General features: G+C 51.3%; 15 protein-coding genes. 8 read left to right on the top strand and 7 right to left on the bottom strand.

The window, feature by feature from the left end; all coding sequences use genetic code 11:
- Positions 1-152: 152 nt before the first annotated feature.
- Positions 153-347, bottom strand: coding sequence for a hypothetical protein (locus FC99_RS13770; protein ID WP_156166904.1), 195 nt, complete (start codon positions 345-347; stop codon positions 153-155).
- 391 nt (positions 348-738) lie between these two features.
- Between FC99_RS13770 and FC99_RS03705 the strand changes: the two genes are divergently transcribed.
- Both FC99_RS03705 and FC99_RS03700 read left to right on the top strand, forming a co-directional pair.
- On the top strand, positions 739-2,100 hold the full coding sequence (locus FC99_RS03705; protein ID WP_048733253.1) for a sugar porter family MFS transporter: 1,362 nt from the start codon (positions 739-741) through the stop codon (positions 2,098-2,100).
- A 131-nt stretch (positions 2,101-2,231) separates the two neighbouring features.
- Positions 2,232-3,005 carry an SDR family NAD(P)-dependent oxidoreductase gene (locus tag FC99_RS03700; protein ID WP_048733251.1) on the top strand — a complete coding sequence of 258 codons (774 nt, stop codon included), beginning with the start codon at positions 2,232-2,234 and terminating at the stop codon, positions 3,003-3,005.
- A gap of 330 nt (positions 3,006-3,335) precedes the next feature.
- Here the strand turns inward: FC99_RS03700 and FC99_RS03695 are convergent, their stop codons facing one another.
- The gene (locus FC99_RS03695) at positions 3,336-4,295 is read right to left on the bottom strand and encodes a helix-turn-helix transcriptional regulator (protein ID WP_048733247.1); all 960 of its coding nucleotides are present in this window, start codon (positions 4,293-4,295) and stop codon (positions 3,336-3,338) included.
- A gap of 84 nt (positions 4,296-4,379) precedes the next feature.
- Between FC99_RS03695 and FC99_RS03690 the strand changes: the two genes are divergently transcribed.
- Together FC99_RS03690 and FC99_RS03685 are read left to right on the top strand one after the other, a co-directional pair.
- Positions 4,380-4,850 carry a GyrI-like domain-containing protein gene (locus FC99_RS03690; RefSeq protein ID WP_048733245.1) on the top strand — a complete coding sequence of 157 codons (471 nt, stop codon included), beginning with the start codon at positions 4,380-4,382 and terminating at the stop codon, positions 4,848-4,850.
- Positions 4,851-4,925: 75 nt separating this feature from the next.
- Positions 4,926-5,573: a GyrI-like domain-containing protein gene (locus FC99_RS03685; protein WP_048733243.1), complete on the top strand. Its 648-nt coding sequence runs from the start codon at positions 4,926-4,928 to the stop codon at positions 5,571-5,573.
- A 480-nt stretch (positions 5,574-6,053) separates the two neighbouring features.
- Here FC99_RS03685 and FC99_RS03680 read toward each other — a convergent pair whose 3' ends face one another.
- Positions 6,054-7,226, bottom strand: a complete 1,173-nt coding sequence (locus tag FC99_RS03680) for an iron-containing alcohol dehydrogenase (protein WP_048733242.1) — start codon at positions 7,224-7,226, stop codon at positions 6,054-6,056.
- Between the two features lie 324 nt (positions 7,227-7,550).
- Between FC99_RS03680 and FC99_RS03675 the strand changes: the two genes are divergently transcribed.
- Positions 7,551-8,528 (top strand): cation diffusion facilitator family transporter, encoded by a 978-nt coding sequence (locus FC99_RS03675; protein WP_048733240.1) that lies wholly within the window; start codon positions 7,551-7,553, stop codon positions 8,526-8,528.
- Positions 8,529-8,714: 186 nt separating this feature from the next.
- Here the strand turns inward: FC99_RS03675 and FC99_RS03670 are convergent, their stop codons facing one another.
- The gene (locus FC99_RS03670; protein WP_048733238.1) at positions 8,715-9,803 is read right to left on the bottom strand and encodes a S66 family peptidase; all 1,089 of its coding nucleotides are present in this window, start codon (positions 9,801-9,803) and stop codon (positions 8,715-8,717) included.
- Between the two features lie 177 nt (positions 9,804-9,980).
- On the opposite strand from FC99_RS03670, the gene FC99_RS03665 reads away from it, so the two are divergent.
- The 3 genes from FC99_RS03665 (at position 9,981) to FC99_RS03655 (ending at position 11,937) form a co-directional block, all read left to right on the top strand.
- The gene (locus FC99_RS03665; protein ID WP_048733237.1) at positions 9,981-10,367 is read left to right on the top strand and encodes a winged helix-turn-helix transcriptional regulator; all 387 of its coding nucleotides are present in this window, start codon (positions 9,981-9,983) and stop codon (positions 10,365-10,367) included.
- Positions 10,368-10,454: 87 nt separating this feature from the next.
- On the top strand, positions 10,455-10,760 hold the full coding sequence (locus FC99_RS03660; RefSeq protein WP_048733235.1) for a hypothetical protein: 306 nt from the start codon (positions 10,455-10,457) through the stop codon (positions 10,758-10,760).
- Positions 10,750-11,937, top strand: coding sequence for an NADH-dependent flavin oxidoreductase (locus FC99_RS03655; protein WP_048733233.1), 1,188 nt, complete (start codon positions 10,750-10,752; stop codon positions 11,935-11,937). The genes FC99_RS03660 and FC99_RS03655 overlap by 11 nt, the downstream gene beginning before the upstream one ends.
- Before the next feature lie 527 nt (positions 11,938-12,464).
- Here the strand turns inward: FC99_RS03655 and FC99_RS03650 are convergent.
- The 3 genes from FC99_RS03650 to FC99_RS03640 all read right to left on the bottom strand — a co-directional run bounded on the left by FC99_RS03650 (position 12,465) and on the right by FC99_RS03640 (position 15,177).
- A complete protein-coding gene (locus tag FC99_RS03650) occupies positions 12,465-13,157 on the bottom strand; it encodes a DUF4097 family beta strand repeat-containing protein (RefSeq protein WP_048733232.1) in 693 nt (230 codons plus the stop codon).
- 78 nt (positions 13,158-13,235) lie between these two features.
- On the bottom strand, positions 13,236-13,802 hold the full coding sequence (locus tag FC99_RS03645; protein ID WP_048733230.1) for a TetR/AcrR family transcriptional regulator: 567 nt from the start codon (positions 13,800-13,802) through the stop codon (positions 13,236-13,238).
- 100 nt (positions 13,803-13,902) lie between these two features.
- A complete protein-coding gene (locus FC99_RS03640; protein ID WP_048733228.1) occupies positions 13,903-15,177 on the bottom strand; it encodes an MFS transporter in 1,275 nt (424 codons plus the stop codon).
- Positions 15,178-15,618: the final 441 nt, after the last annotated feature.

Here is a 15,618-nt window from a genome sequence, read left to right as displayed (position 1 = left end):
CAGTATACGTTGCCTCAATTTGTATTTTACTTAAGTAGTTTTCAAACGGACCCTAGAATTCATGTTTCGTTTATGACAATATTTATTAAAAACGCAGATTTATCACACACAATACAGAATTTGATGAACAGGAAAACCGTATTCGGGTGTACTTACTCTCGCCGCTTCTTCACAATTGCCCGGCCATCAACGCGACCATCTTCCAAAATTGGAACCTTATCCCAATCCGGTTCACTTAAAATATCGTTTTCACCACCGCAATATTCACTAATGTCGCCTTGCATATCCAGTGAGTCCTCACGATATTGCCGGTCGCCACTCAATGACCTCGAACCAACAAAAATCATTCCAGCTGGTTCAAAGTAAATTTGCTGCGATCAACGCTCACTATTCGTCCCCCCTGATTTGGTAACACTAAACGGTCTAACTTAAAAGTAGTAACAGCCTTTCTGTTAACTAGTCCAAATGGCCGGTTAACGGAAATTTTTTAACTTTTTTTTCGAGCAGGATCATGTGTAATATCACACGAAATTGGTCTAGCAGACTCACTTTTTGCCGCCATGACTGTCCCCGTTTTACGTATTCTTTACATTATATTGGTATAGACTAATTTAAGCTTGGTTCTGTCCTTTGACTAAAGGTAAATGCTTTTAAATAGCTACAGTAAGCGTTTACATAAGCCGTCACAAGTGGTATCTTATATCTGCTGATTATTTACGAAAGGTGAGGACATTTGTCATGAATCGACATTTAAGTACGTTTTTTATTTTCACATTTGGTGCGTTAGGCGGTCTTCTATTTGGATTTGATACTGGTATTATTTCTGGGGCCTCGCCACTGATTGAAAGTAACTTCAATTTGAACATCGCGCAGACGGGGTTCATCACGTCTTCTGTGTTGATTGGGTCTTCGGTCGGGGCGCTTGGCGTGGGGCCGTTGGCGGACCGTTTCGGTCGTAAGCGACTGTTAATTTTAGCGGCGATCCTATTTCTCTTGGGGTCTTCGCTCTCCATGGTTGCCGTGGGGTTCTGGTCCATGGTTGTTGCCCGGATCATCTTGGGCTTCGCCGTAGGGTCCGCTTCAGCGTTGACGCCGGCGTACTTGGCCGAATTGGCACCCGCAGAACGGCGGGGGTCACTCGGGACGCTCTTTCAACTTATGATCACGCTGGGCATTTTGCTGGCGTACGTGTCCAACCTGGGCTTCCTCAACCACAACCTGCTGGGCGTTCGCGACTGGCGGTGGATGCTGGGGTCCGCGTTGATTCCAGCGGCCATGCTACTGATTGGGGGCTTGATGTTGCCCGAATCACCACGGTTCTTGGCTGAAAAGGGTCACACCGAAGAAGCCCTGAGCGTCTTGAAAATGTTACGTAAAAATACGACCGATGACCCCAACAAGGAATTGGCCGATATCGAAATGGTGGCGCACCAGCCTAAGGGCGGCATTAAGGAACTGTTTACGATCGCTCGTCCGGCCGTGATTGTGGCCGTGGGTATTATGTTGCTTCAACAATTGGTCGGGATCAACTCCGTCATTTACTTCCTACCCCAAGTCTTCATTAAAGGGTTCGGTTTTGCTGAAGGTAGCGCCATCTGGATCTCGGTTGGGATTGGGATCGTGAACTTTGTCGTGACCGTTTTAGCCACGTTTATCATGGACAAATTCAACCGGAAGACCTTCCTGATGTTCGGGTCGATCGTCATGGCCGTGTCACTGGGTATCCTGGCAATCTTGAACTTTACCGTCAACATTCACGCGGCGGCCATTCCAACCATGATTTTAATTGCGATTTACATCTTCGGGTTTGCCATTTCCTGGGGGCCGATTGCCTGGGTCACCATTGGGGAAATCTTCCCGTTGAGTGTCCGCGGGATTGGGTCATCGATCGGGTCGGCTGCAAACTGGATTGGGAACTTCTTGGTTTCCCAATTCTTCCTGGTCATGCTGTCTTACTTCCACAACAACGTCGGCGGTCCATTTGCCGTCTTCGCGGTCTTCGCTGTGCTGTCGATGGTTTTCGTCCACTACTTGGTTCCCGAAACGCGGGGCAAGTCACTAGAAGAGATCGAAATGGAATTGCGGCACCAAGCTAAATAACGTTTTAAGCGAAAGCTCGGGCAGTGACCTGAGCTTTTTTGTTGGAAAGCATGGTACACTGAGGCTATCCAGGGGGTTGACTGAAGTTATATTGGATGAAGAGAAAGTCGCATGAAAAGGGAGATAAAAAGATGACAAAATTTGATCGTCAGAGTTTTTCGTTAACTGGCCAGGTAGCACTGATTACGGGTGGTGCCCATGGCCTGGGTAAGTATTATTCAATCGCGCTTGCTGAATACGGCGCGGACATTATGGTCGTGAGCCATTCCCAGCGCGGTTGGACCGACATTCGCCAGGCCGTGGAGAGTTACGGCCAGCGCATCAGTTTCTTACAGCAAGACATCACCGTGCCGGGGGCCGCTGACAAAGCAGTCGCTACAACGCTAAAAGAATTCGGTCAACTGGATATTCTGGTCAACAATGCCGGCATTCAGATTCGTAACGACGTGCTGGACTTCAAGGACGAGGACTGGCGGAAGGTGATCGACACCAATTTGAACGCGACCTATTACCTGTCCCATGCGGCGGCCAAGGTCATGGCCGACCAAAAGCACGGGAAGATCATCAACATTGGCTCGATGCAGTCGTACCGGGCGGGCAAACGGATCTTTCCGTACGCTGCCAGCAAGCATGGCGTGGTCGGCCTGACCAAGTCCTATGCCGACGCGTTGGCTCCGTACCACGTGCAGGTCAACGGCTTGGCGCCGGGCTACATCAGCACCGACATGACCAAACCATTGCAGGAAGACGCGGTTCGCGGCCCAGAAATTGCGGGGCACATTCCCAATGGTGAGTGGGGCGTGCCGACCGACCTGATGGGACCGATGGTGTTCTTAGCCAGCAGCGCCTCGGACTATGTGACCGGGGTCATGCTGCCGGTCGATGGCGGGTACTTGTTGCGGTAACGCTCGGTTAGTGTGGAAATTGATGCGCCTTCGCCTTACCGGCTGGCAGATGTAGACCGGAAACGGTGCGGACGCATAAGCCTATATCGCTCGACTTACGCGGAAGCCGGCAGACGATTTGACGGCTAACTGCAAAAGTTGTTATTGGTCAGGCCGTTGGACGTAAGTGTTTTTCAACCTTTAAGTAAAACAAAAACGATTGATCTCAAGCGTATCTGGGGTTAATCGTTTTTGGTTGCTTTTGATTTGATAGGTGCTACAGAAAAATAGCCAGCTAAATTTGATTAAATAATCATCAACGATTAGCCTGGCGTTGTTTCACGTGAAACATCACGGCAACTGGTTGACAATTCTCAGTACTTCTTGCCGGACCACGGCCACCAGTTCGGTCGGTGCCACCGTCAGCCGGGCATCGCTGCCCAAGTAAAGTAGCCAGTGACTGAAAGCGGTGAGTTGCTGCGGCTGATGAACGTCGAAGTAGCATTCGAGTTTGGCCGTTTGCTGGAAGGGGTCCAGAAACTGGAGGGGCGTAGTCGGATGGGGATGTTGCCGGAACTGTTGAATGGCCGCGGCCTGCAATTGGACGCAGACGTTCGGGGTCGGGCGAGCCGCTTTGATGGCGGCATTAATTGTTGCCGGATCCAGCGTCTGCTCGCGGTCGACCGGCGTCAGTTGCTGGATAGCGGCGACCTTAATTTCGCAAAATTGTTGATTGCTGAGGTCCCAAGCGTCAGTGTACCAGTTGTCCTGGCGGTTAAAAATATGGCGAACCCAGACCGTCCGGGTGCCGGTGGCGAGTGTCAGGTGGAGTTGGCGACTGGTCAGACAGGTATTCAGTAGTGTCTTGAGCATCGCCGGCGCGAAGTCGGTTAGCTCGGTCAGTCGCGTGTTGGCGGGATTGGTGTGGCTAAATACCAGCAGTTCCTGTAGCGTTAATAGGTCGTCTTGTTGCGTCTGCGAGGCGATTGCTACCAGTTTTTCGGTGAGCGTATTGCGGTTCTGGAGGTAGGGCAGTTGGGTGTTGAGGGTCGCCAGGAAGCTCACAAATAGGGCTTTCAGCTCCTCGCTATTGAACTGCACCGCCGGCAGTAGTTGGTTTTGAAGCACCGCGTAGCCGCCATCGCGACCGACACTGGCGGTCAGGGGCATCCCCAATTCCTGAATGTTATTGAGATCGCGGATGATGGTGCTCCGGGAGACCTGAAACTGGGTCATTAGTTCACGAATAGTAAAGTATTGACGATTATTGATGTAGCGCATCATCGTGTTGATCCGGGCCGTTTTCGTCATTTTAAATTTCCCTCCAAACAGTGTCAGTTTTTGAAACTATTTTTTCGTATACTGAGTCTATCATCTTAAGGAGGCCACAACAACATGGCAAATTACACAATTGAAACGAAATCAGCATTTACGGTATTGGGATTGGGCACGGTGCTCACGGGGGACTTCCCTTCCATGGGACAACAGAAGTCGGTTTTTTGGCAGAAAATCAACGCCGACCACGCGCTAGATAAGTTGACTGGAATCAACGACTATCCCTTCGCCGTCAACGAAGCCATTAACGGTGAATTTCACTACTACGCGGGGCGCCAAGTCAGCGCTGACGTGACGGCGACCGCTGACCAACGACTGATTGAATTTCCGGCCGGCAAGTATCTGGTCATCACGGGTGAAGCAGCCGACCAAATGGGCCTGTACAATGCTCTCGAAGGGCCCGCATTCGGTGAAATTTTGCCACAACTGACCGACTACGCTTACGTTGGCGGCCCCAATACGTCTTACATGACGGGCAAGGACGAAAACGGCGTGCACGGCGAGATGTTAGTTCCTCTGGTTGAAAAATAAGTCCACGAATCGCTAGTCTATAAGGGTTAGCGATTTTCTGGTAAACTAGGCTTAAAGCATCCAGGGAGGGATTCCATGAAACACGAATGGCGGAAGGCGGAAAAGGACTGGTACTTGCCCAAACGGCCGACGTTACTGACCTTACCAGCGTTGAACTTTATCACGGTCACTGGGGCGGGTGACCCCAATCAGCCGGACTTTGCGGACCACATTGGCGCGCTGTACCCGGTGGCCTATGACCTGCGCATGGCGTTGAAACGCGGGGAACTAGGCGATCCCTACGAGTACACGGTTTACCCGTTGGAGGGTGTGTGGACGACCAGTGACGGCTCGCGGGGCCCGTCGCTGAATAAGGCGGCCTTACAGTATAAAATCATGCTGCGTCAGCCGGACCGATTAACGGAGCAGGACTTTCAGGCCGCCGTGGAACGGGTCATGGGTAAGAAGACCAATCCGTATTTCGGCGACTTGAAATGGGAAACTTATGCTGAGGGCCAGGTCCTGCAGACCATACATCACGGTCCATTTGATGAAGAACCGGCCACGTTTGCCCAGCTCCAGACCGTCTTAGAGGAGAAAAAGCTCAAGGTGATCCCAACCATGGGCGACTACTGGCACCGTGAGATTTACCTGACCGACACGCGCCGGACCGCGCCTGAGAAGGCGAAGACGGTGCTGCGGTATCGGGTCGCCCAATTGAATAGGGGAAATAAAAAGTTCTAGACAGTGGTGTCCAGAACTTTTTGGATGTGACTTTTAGAGTGAGGCCGATTTACAGCATGGAAGCGACCCCATAGCAAGCGGAATCCCTGGCAGCCGGAGCACGGCCATTTTAAATCAATATAACTAACGCTAATATGTAATGAAAGGGCCACCCCTACGACTAATGTAGAGATGGTCCTTTCTGTTTAAACACGGTCAACCGGGTAGCTGTGCAACCAACTGCGATTACCCGTGCTCATGGTTTTGATTTAGCTGACGGACCAAACGGGGGTAACCGGATGACCGTCAAGAGCTTCGCATGAGTTAAGTCATGTTGGTGGTAAATGCGCTGTTGAGGGGGGAGCGCACTAGAATTACTGTTGCTGAAACGTGTTCCGTGAGGCAGACTTTTCCGCTTAGTCCAGTTAAGCACCAACTCAGTTACACCGAGTCGCTCCTTAACTAAACTAATGCTCAAAGTTTTAGCGCCTCACTGCAACTCTACTTTGCGTCGTAGGCTGCTTGGAAGATCTTAACGATATCTTCTTTAGTCCCCTTACGAGGGTTAGAGAAGGCGTTCCCATCCTTCAAAGCATTTTCAGCCATCAATTCAAAGTCTTCTGGCTTAGCGCCGATTTCCTTGATTGACTTAGGAATACCAACGTCTTCGGACATCTGCTTCATGGCCTTGATGGACAATTCAGCAGCGTCACGAGTGGACAAACCATCGGTGTTTTCACCCATGATCTTTGCTAATTCAGCAAAGCGTTCTGGGCAAGCGATGATGTTGTATTCTTCGACGTATGGCAAGAGCAAAGCACAGCAAACACCATGTGGGGCGTCGTATTGACCACCTAATTGGTGAGCCATGGCGTGAACGTAACCTAAGTTGGCGTTGTTGAAGGCCATCCCGGCTAACATTTCGGCTTCAACCATCTTGGTCCGAGCTTCCAGGTTGTGACCGTTAGCAACGGCTTCACGTAAGGAAGTTTCAATCAACTTGATGGCTTCGATACATTGTGAGTCGGTGATTGGGTTGTGGTCAACGGAAACGTAGGGTTCGATGGATTGAACGAAGGCGTCCATCCCAGTAGCGGCAGTTAAGCCCTTAGGAACGTCCAGCATCAAAGTAGGGTCGTTGAATGAAACCAGCGGAATGTTCCGCCATGAAACAACGACGAACTTCAAGTGGGTTTCTTCGTTCGTGATAACGGCGTGACGAGTCAATTCTGAACCCGTCCCGGCAGTCGTGTTAACGGCGATCAGTGGTGGCAAAGCCTTGTCGAGCGTTTCGATCCCGGCTAATTTGGTGATGTCATCACCGTTCGTCAAGATAATGCCGGCACCCTTACCAGTATCATGAGCAGAGCCCCCACCAACAGTGATGATGGAGTCCGCACCGGATTCTTCATAGAGTTTCTTAACTTCTTTAATGTTCCGAATCTTAGGGTTAGGTTCAACGTTATTATAAATAACGTAATCTACACCAGCGGCGTCTAAGGATTTCAGAGTTTGTTCAACGGCACCGTCCTTCATGCCTTCAAGGAATTTATCGGTAACGATGACGGGCTTCTTCATCCCTAACATCTTTGCACGTTCACCAATCTTGTTAATTACACCAGGGCCAAAAAAGTTGACACTGGGCATCAGAAAGTCATAACTACGTTCAGCCATTATACAAATGCCTTCTTTCGGAAGTTTTGAAAATCATTGGTATCAATTTCACAAAGCAATTATAACCGAAAGATTTACAGTTTGCAACCGGTTTCGATTAATTGTTTGTTAGTTGGGTGAGAAAACTAGATATTAGCGCTGATTTGACGGTGGTTTTGCCGGTGTAAGAAAATTTTATTGTCGCTTCCAAAAGCTAAAAACTATTAATGAAAGTTAACACAAGTTATTTTCTGAAATGGTCGATTTAGTGAGAAAGTTACTAAGTATCTCAACCAGGAGTGGGTATAATGGGATTAGAATAATATAAACACAGGGGGACTGTGTATGAAAGATTTGAAGAATCATCAACAAGCCGAGCAAGCGGAGTGGCAGGCGACACAGCAACGTGAATTGACTAAATTACGGGGAGCACAACGCCATCTATACATCAACGTGGGGGCTTACCTGGTGATTTCGGTGATCGAATTTTATTTAGCAATCGTGGGTCACTCGCAGACGTTGCGGGCGGATGCCTTCAATAACCTTTCCGGAATCATCTCGTCGGTGCTCCTACTGATTGGAATCTATATCGCTAGAGACATTCACGACGATGATCTAATGGGTCAGCCGCTACCGGAGGATTCAACGGCGAGTGGGCAGCGGCTACAGTTGACGCGGTTTCATTACGAAACGGTCTTCACTATGATTACGGGGATCGTGATGATTGCCATTGCGGCCAGCGTCATGTACAGTGGCATCAAGAGCCTGATGAATCCTGCTGATCAGGAAGTGCCACGTCCGATTACGTTGCTAGGTGCGGCCGTGGCGACCGTGATTATGCTGGGCGTATGGTGGTTGAACAAGCGTGCTGGCCGAAAATTACAAAACGCGGCGTTGACCGCAGCAGCGCAGGATAGTCTGAGTGATGCGGTGACCAGCATTGGCACCATGGTGGCCATTGGTGGCGCCCTGGCATTTCAGGTGACCTGGTTGGACGGCGTGGCCAGCATGTTGGTGGCCCTCTTTATTTTGACGTCTGGTATCCGGATCTTTCGGGAAAGTAGCCTGAATCTGGCCGACTACTTTGACCCCAAGGTGGAGCACCAATTTGGTCAAGCCATCGCGGAGTTTGCGGCGGTTGAAAAGGTTTTGGAGCTCAAGGCCCACTACAACGGCAACGTGGTCACGCTGGATGTGGTGATCGCGGTCGACCCCCACATGGAGGTACAGGATAGCTACCGACTGGGCGAAGAGATTGAGGCTGTCATGCGCCGACGGTTCGGTATCGTTGATACGGATGTCATGGCGGTACCTGCGGGATAGTAAAATAGAGTGGCACATGCTTCGACAATGTAAGTTTGGAGGCACAAAAGGCCTGGGGTTATCCCCAGACCTTTTTATTATTAATAATTGCAATCTATTGATTATTAATTAATAACTCTGTAATTTGCTTGTGCAACGCAGCGTCACGTTTGGCATCATAGCCATAGCGACTGTCTCGCCAGGAACTCATCGCGTCACCTCCCCGGCAAAGAACGGTTCCGTGACGGTCAACTTTTTGGCATCGAAGTCGAGTTTCGCACTCAACCCATAAGGCAACGCGGTTCGCGGATAAGCGTGGCCGAAGTTGAAATTGGTCATGAGGGGTACGGCGAGGTCTTGGGTCACGTCCAGCAAGGCGCGGCAGTAGTCGTCATAGTAGACCTCATTTTGGGGCTTGCCCGTGATGATGGCCTTGACGTTGCCGAGAATGCCGGCGTGCTTGAGATTTTGGAGCATGGTGTGGTAAGCAGCCGGCGTCGGTTTTTCCTCACTGGTTTCCAGGAAGAGAATCTTGCCGCGCCATTCTTCAGGACTGGGGATGAGACCGTATTTCCGCGCGATGATGGGTTCATCGGGATAGCGTGTGTCGGTCAGTAGGCTGTTCAGGCTGTCGATGCAGCCACCGAGCAGTCGGCCGGTGACGCTACCATGACCGCGTAAAACTTGATAACCGCGCGTCTCGGGATGACTGATCCGGGGTGTGTCAAGGGCGGCCTTTGAGAAGTCCTCGCGCTCCTCGTACCAGACGGGACTGCTGGTAATCGGGGTGGTGGCGGTGTTTTCCAGGTAGTGTTCTAGCGTGCATTTGGTATAGGGAAGGAGGTCCGTGTCCAGCTCGGCTAAATCGTTGATGACGTTGGGACCGTAGTAGGTGGTGAGGCCCAACCGGTACAGCATCAGGTGGTCAACGGTCGTGTCGGAAAAGCCGGTAAATAGCTTGGGATGAGCTTCAACGGCGGCCACAAATTCGGGGTCGTCAAAAAGGTAGGGAGCCAGACGATAAGTATCAATACCACCGATGGCACAGAAAATGCCAGCGATGTTGGGATCGGTAAAGGCGGTCTTGAGGTCGGCTGCACGGGCCTCGGGGTGAGCGTCGAGGTAGTCGATGCCCTTTAAGGCGTTGGGCATGGCGACTGGAATCAGACCCAATTCACGCAGTCGTTGTTGACCCCGCTGATACTCGTGGGCGGCGAAATTCTCACCCATGACCCCGCTGGATAGGCTCACGAGGGCGACGTGATCGCCGGTATGTAATTGATTTGGTTTTGCCATAAAATCCCTCCCAGTAAATAAATTGTTTTAATTCTACACTTATATGGGAGAGATTCAATTCGTTGCGGGTCATTTCGGCCGGATTGAGTGAGAAAAATCGATGGTTACCAAAAAGTACCTACTCCCCCAAAGGAGCCTAACGCGTTACAATGGACAAAAAGCTGAGGAGGTCATCACGTGAAACAGTCTTACAACAACGGGGTCGAGGCAACGTTAGGCGTCATCGGGGGCAAATGGAAACCTCAATTGCTCTGCCATTTAGGCAATCGGCCGCAGCGGACGTGTGACCTTCGCAGAGAGCTACCAGCAATTTCACAAAAGGTCTTGACGCAACAATTGCGCGAGCTGGAAAGCGATGGGATTATCAGTCGGCACATCGGCGGTGAACGGGCACCCTTTAAAGTGACTTACGACCTGACCGACCTGGGCCGTTCCCTGGGCCAGATTCTTGTTCAGATGTCGGTGTGGGGCGAACAGCGGGCCAGTCAGGTCCCCGATATGGAGATTACCCACGACCACGGCGGCTTTAGCAATATCGGACTGAAAATGGATAGTGGTATTTAGCAATAACCAAACTGGGGGCACTTTCAAGTGCCTTCTTTTTTTTACACTCGCCAGCAGTTATGCTAGGTTTCGTTAAGGAGGTGGCGCATGACATCCACAATCCGTGGCTTGGCCACGACACAGGCACTGGTGACGCATCCGGTGCAATGGCAACTCTTACTCTTACTGGCAAATGGACCGCGGACCAGCGCTAGTTTGTGGCGTGACTTGTCCTGGCATCAGCGTCTCCGTTGCTGCGATGGCTTGTGGCGGTTATGGCACCACCAGCTAATTATGTTTCACGTGAAACATGGCGTCTGGCAGCTCTCCCCCCTCGGCGAGACGCTCCAGCCCGTGCTAATGGCAATCCAAACCTGTACCCAAAAGAAAGGTGAGACTCAAAATGACTTATAAATTCCTGGATTCCTTTAAATTTGACAACGGCGTGACCCTGAAGAACCGGATGGTGATGTCGCCAACGACCACCATGTCGAGCTTTTACAATGGTCGCGTGACTAACGATGAGATCGACTTTTACGGCGCCCGGGCTGGTGGTGTGGGGATGATTATTGGCGAAGTTGCGAACGTCATTGCCAGTGGTAAAGGGTTCGAAGGCGAGTTGTCCATTGCCGATGACGGCGATATTCCCGGATTAACCAAGCTGGCGAACACCATGAAGCAAAACGGGACTAGGGCGGTCCTCCAAATTTTTCACGCCGGTCGGAAGTCAAACGACAGCATTCTCCGCGGCCAACAACCGGTCAGCGCTAGTGCCATCAAGGCGGCGTTCCCAGCTGACTCGCAGGAACCACGCGCCCTGACGACAGACGAGATCGATGAGATCATCGTGGCGTTTGGTGACGCCACGCGCCGGGCTATTGCAGCTGGTTTCGATGGGGTCGAACTCCACGGGGCCAACACATATTTGCTGCAACAATTCTTCTCCCCGAACTCGAACCAACGGACCGACAAGTGGGGTGGCGACCGTGACGCACGGATGGGCTTTGCCAAGGCTGTCATTGCCAGTGTTCACCAGGCAATCGTGGCCAATGCGGACCGTCCATTCTTGCTGGGTTACCGTGTCTCTCCAGAAGAGATCGAGACGCCAGGGATTCGGTTGGCCGACACGTTGGCCTTCGTCGATATGCTTGCTAACTCCGACGTGGATTATGTGCACACGTCGATGGGGTCCGCTCACCGGACGTCGTTGAATGATAAGACCGACCACGAACCGATCATGACTAAATTGGTCAAGCAATTGGCCGGTCGCAAACCGTTGATCGGTGTGGGCTCCGTTGAAAAGCCAGCCGATGCCGAAGACGTCTTAGGTTTGGGCGCCGACCTGGTTGCCATGGGCCGTGAAATGATTCGCGAACCACAATGGGTCGAAAAGGTCGTTGACGGGGATGAGGCCAGCATTCGTTACCAACTTTCTCCATCCCAAATGGACGAACTGAAGATTCCTCGTGCCATGCAGGACTACTTGAAGGGCGCGTTCTACTCCGTCATGCACTTCACGACGGACCCGAACACGGCCGTGGATTACCAGAACGAAGCCGCACCGATGGAAGGTTTTGAGAAGAAAATGTAGGTTTTAATTGAGAGTGGGACAGAAGGCGGTTAGTCAATGAGCATTAACGTCGATAGACGAATAATCCCGGTTTTGGATTGTTTGTCTATCGGGGTTAAGCGGAGTTGACTGCCTTTTGGCGCACGTTTCCGCAATATACGTTTGGAGCGCAAGAAGTTTGTCCCAGACCCTTTAATCGGCCGCACTACGGCTGACAGGAATTCCGCCTGCTGTGGGGACGCTTCAGACTGGAAAAGCACCAGTTTTCTCGCTCGCTTTTAAGCCGTAAGAACACGTCTTAAAAGTCGCTCACAGCGACCACTATTTTCATGGCTGGCTACATCCCTGTCCTCCTCCGGCTCAGGTTGTGATTTACCACGACAACGGTCGGAAAACGTGGAGACTTAGTGTTTTAGTCCCATTGTTGCTAGAGCGGGTATGACTGGTATTTTAGAAGGTTTAACCTTTAGACATTAGTCACAAAAATTGCTAGTACTGACCGATTGTCGGCGGTACTAGCAATTTTTGTGTGCGCTGAAGTCCCGTGGCTATTGCGTAATCTGAACCTGCCCACTCCCGCTGGAAATCGTCAATGGGTGTTGGCCGAGTTCGTGGTAGCTCTGCCCACTGCCGGCCTTCTTCGCGCCGTTTAGTTTAAATTGACCGGTTTTCACGGCAACGTGGAGGCCATCGGTGGTGAGGTCGTTGAGCGTTGTGGCGCCGTTCTTCTTCGTCAGTTGGCCGTTACCGGTGACGGTCAGATGGTTGGCCAGCGTCGTGCCGTTGGTATGGTCGATTGCCAGCCGGTTGACCGTTAACCCGTTGAGCTTAAGCGTCCCGTTGAGCTGAGTAATGGTCAGCGCCTTTAAGGTGGTCGGATGGGCAACGGTCAGGGTGAGCACCGCCGATTTGCCAATTTCTAAGTGATGTTGTTGCGCGTCCTTCTGGTTGACGGTGAGGCTGTCGTTGCTGTAATCAATCTGAAATTGGTCGGCGGTCACGTGGTCGAGCGTGAGTGTCGTGGTGGAACCGGGTTGGATGACCAGGACAGCCGTTCGCAGGTCAAATGTGAGCTGGCGGGGATTGTCTGCTAACGAAATCGTCTTAGTGGCTAAGGACTTAGCGGTGAAGTTAGTCACGTCGATTCGGCGATGAGTGGTGTTGGCCCAGGCAATGAGGCCGCCACCGAGGACGATGAGCAAGATGATGACAAGTAAGAGACCGAGGGGAAATTTTTTCATGAGGGGAGCTCCTTTTAATGGTGAATGAATATTTTTAATATTCATTCATTTTAATTTTAAAAAAATAACCACACCGGGCTATTTTAAACTGACGGCGAGAATACCGTTGATCAAATCACTGAGTAACTGGTAGTAGTCGGCCGTTTGAATCTCGCTCTGATGGAGGTCGACAACGGTCAAGGCGTTGAACAGACTGATGAGTCGCGACTTGGTCATGCCTGGCCGGAGTAGGTCTTGTGCTGCCCACTGATCGATCAGCGTCATCAACGTGCTGTAGACTAGGCTGTCCTCGATGGCATGCTGATTTTGCTTAGCGATGATGGCGTTCAACTTGGGATTGGTAAACCATTCCTGCAGGATCTGGTTGTGTGCAGACTGCGTAAAAATTTGTTGCAGGACGGTCTGCACCAGCGCAGTTGGCGTGGCGTTCAGGTCGACATGAGCCATGATTGCGGCCTTCACCCGTTCGTTTTCGGCGTTGTAGACCGCGATAAAGACGGCCGGCTTGGAGTCGTAGAAATTGTAGAAGGTCCCGACCGCCACGTCGGCTTTAGCCGCGATGTCGGCGATGCTGGTCGCCTTGAACCCTTGGGCCATGAAGCAATCGTGGGCGGCTGTGAAGAGGCGCTGTTGTTTTTCTTCCAAATAGACTCGCTCCCTTTTGATGATGAATGAATAATATAATAATTCATTCATTTTGTCAAATCATAAAAAAGTCGGGAACCAGTCCCAACATTGTAACGCGTTATTCTTTAATTTCCGAAGTCAGAGTGTCAGTGGCCAACCGGGATTGCAGCTGCTGGTCGTACTCGCGGGCACTGGGCATCAGCCACATTGCGAGACCGCAGAGTAGCGAGCCAACGCCACCAATGATGAATAACTTTTCCACCCCAATGGCGTCTGCGAGGGGGCCGGCGAAAATCAACCCAACGGGCCCCGCCACACTGGTCAGTGAGTTTAACACGCCCAGAACGCGGCCCAGCTGGTCGGGTGGAAAACTTTGCTGGATCATCGCCATCAGCAGCGTACTGTAGAACGGCGTCATGGTCCCGGCTAGCACATTGAGGATGGCGAACCAGATGAAGCCAGTCTGATTTCCCGGCAAAAAGCCGCTACCACCAAAGGTCACCCCCATGGCTATCGTCGCCCAGAAAATGGGTTTCATCCGGTCGCGCCAGTTACCAAAGAGGCCGATAATGGCGCCACCACCGAGCATGCCGACGGAGTAGATGACTTCGATCAGGCCGGCTTGGCCCACGGTGCCGTGGAAGTAGCCCATGGTCATCAGAGGGTAGAGGCTGGCAGCGGGCATGAACATCAGCGTGAAGGCCGCGCCAATCATGGTGATGGCCCAGAGACCACGTGTGTTGCGGAGCTTATTCAGCCCAAATTTGGCATCGGCTAGTACGTGGACCTTCTCGTCGATCACTGGATGTTCCGGAATCGTCACGAACGTCAGCAGGCTAATCCCAATGATGGCCCCCAGTACATCGACTAGAATCAGATAATTCATCGGCACGATGGCGAAGAGAAATGCGCCCAGCGCCGGAGAAATAATCATGTTGGCGGACTGGACCATTCCCAGCTGGCCGTTGATCTTTGTCAACTGGTCGGTGGGCACCATGGTCGGCAAAAGCGACTGAATCGTCGGCATCTGGAAGGTCTGCGCAATGGACCGCACGAGGAGTGAGATGAAGATCAGCCAGAGTGGAAAGGTTGCTTGCAACGTCCCCACGATGGATAAAATAATGGCAAAGATGGCCGCAATCACGTCGGGTACGATCAACAGGCCCTTCTTATTCCAACGATCGACAAAGGGTCCGACGAACGGACTCAACAGCACCATCGGTAACATGCCTAGCAATGTCGCCAAACTCAACACAGTCGCCGAGCCCGTCTGCTTGGTCAAATACCAGATAATTGCGTACTGGACGACCATACTGGTAATCCCGGACAAAAATTGACTGGTCAAGAAGAGGTAAATATTATGCCGCCAGTGTGGCACAAGTGAAGTTTCCAAGGGTCAGCCCCCCCTTTGTAAAATGTGTTAGATCAACGATAGCTGGCAATCAATCAAAAATAATTGCCGGCACGTATAAATGCTTCACAGGCTGTTAATATTAGCATATTAGTAAAGGGGGGACAAGAAAAAGTGCTTGTGAATTTAAAGGGCGTGACGGCAGCGATGGAAGCGGATACGAAATAGGCTGATGGGTGCTGACTAGGTGATAGAAAATAGGGACTGAAGGCACTAAAAAACGGTCGAGTGGATAGCACACAACCGTTGAGTCAGATTATTAAATTGATTATGTGAAATGGCAATAACGACTAGTCAGACTGAGTGATGAAGCCTAGAGCCGGAGGCGACCAGACAGAGCACGGTGACGGTCATGTTAGTCGGGAGATTTGAAGTGCCGTAAAATTATTAGACAGAGAGACTAATAATTTTGAGGTGGTTCTA

This window comes from Levilactobacillus koreensis JCM 16448 (assembly GCF_001435525.1).
Lineage (GTDB): Bacteria > Bacillota > Bacilli > Lactobacillales > Lactobacillaceae > Levilactobacillus > Levilactobacillus koreensis.
The sequence above is the reverse complement of the archived record's forward strand: the minus strand, read 5'-3'. Positions and strand labels throughout refer to the sequence as shown.

Excerpts from the sequence above, each read along its gene's own strand:
- FC99_RS13770 (WP_156166904.1), bottom strand. The coding sequence starts at position 347 with ATGATTTTTGTTGGTTCGAGGTCATTGAGTGGCGACCGGCAATATCGT.
- FC99_RS03705 (WP_048733253.1), top strand. The coding sequence starts at position 739 with ATGAATCGACATTTAAGTACGTTTTTTATTTTCACATTTGGTGCGTTA.
- FC99_RS03700 (WP_048733251.1), top strand. The coding sequence starts at position 2,232 with ATGACAAAATTTGATCGTCAGAGTTTTTCGTTAACTGGCCAGGTAGCA.
- FC99_RS03695 (WP_048733247.1), bottom strand. The coding sequence starts at position 4,295 with ATGACGAAAACGGCCCGGATCAACACGATGATGCGCTACATCAATAAT.
- FC99_RS03690 (WP_048733245.1), top strand. The coding sequence starts at position 4,380 with ATGGCAAATTACACAATTGAAACGAAATCAGCATTTACGGTATTGGGA.
- FC99_RS03685 (WP_048733243.1), top strand. The coding sequence starts at position 4,926 with ATGAAACACGAATGGCGGAAGGCGGAAAAGGACTGGTACTTGCCCAAA.
- FC99_RS03680 (WP_048733242.1), bottom strand. The coding sequence starts at position 7,226 with ATGGCTGAACGTAGTTATGACTTTCTGATGCCCAGTGTCAACTTTTTT.
- FC99_RS03675 (WP_048733240.1), top strand. The coding sequence starts at position 7,551 with ATGAAAGATTTGAAGAATCATCAACAAGCCGAGCAAGCGGAGTGGCAG.
- FC99_RS03670 (WP_048733238.1), bottom strand. The coding sequence starts at position 9,803 with ATGGCAAAACCAAATCAATTACATACCGGCGATCACGTCGCCCTCGTG.
- FC99_RS03660 (WP_048733235.1), top strand. The coding sequence starts at position 10,455 with ATGACATCCACAATCCGTGGCTTGGCCACGACACAGGCACTGGTGACG.
- FC99_RS03655 (WP_048733233.1), top strand. The coding sequence starts at position 10,750 with ATGACTTATAAATTCCTGGATTCCTTTAAATTTGACAACGGCGTGACC.
- FC99_RS03650 (WP_048733232.1), bottom strand. The coding sequence starts at position 13,157 with ATGAAAAAATTTCCCCTCGGTCTCTTACTTGTCATCATCTTGCTCATC.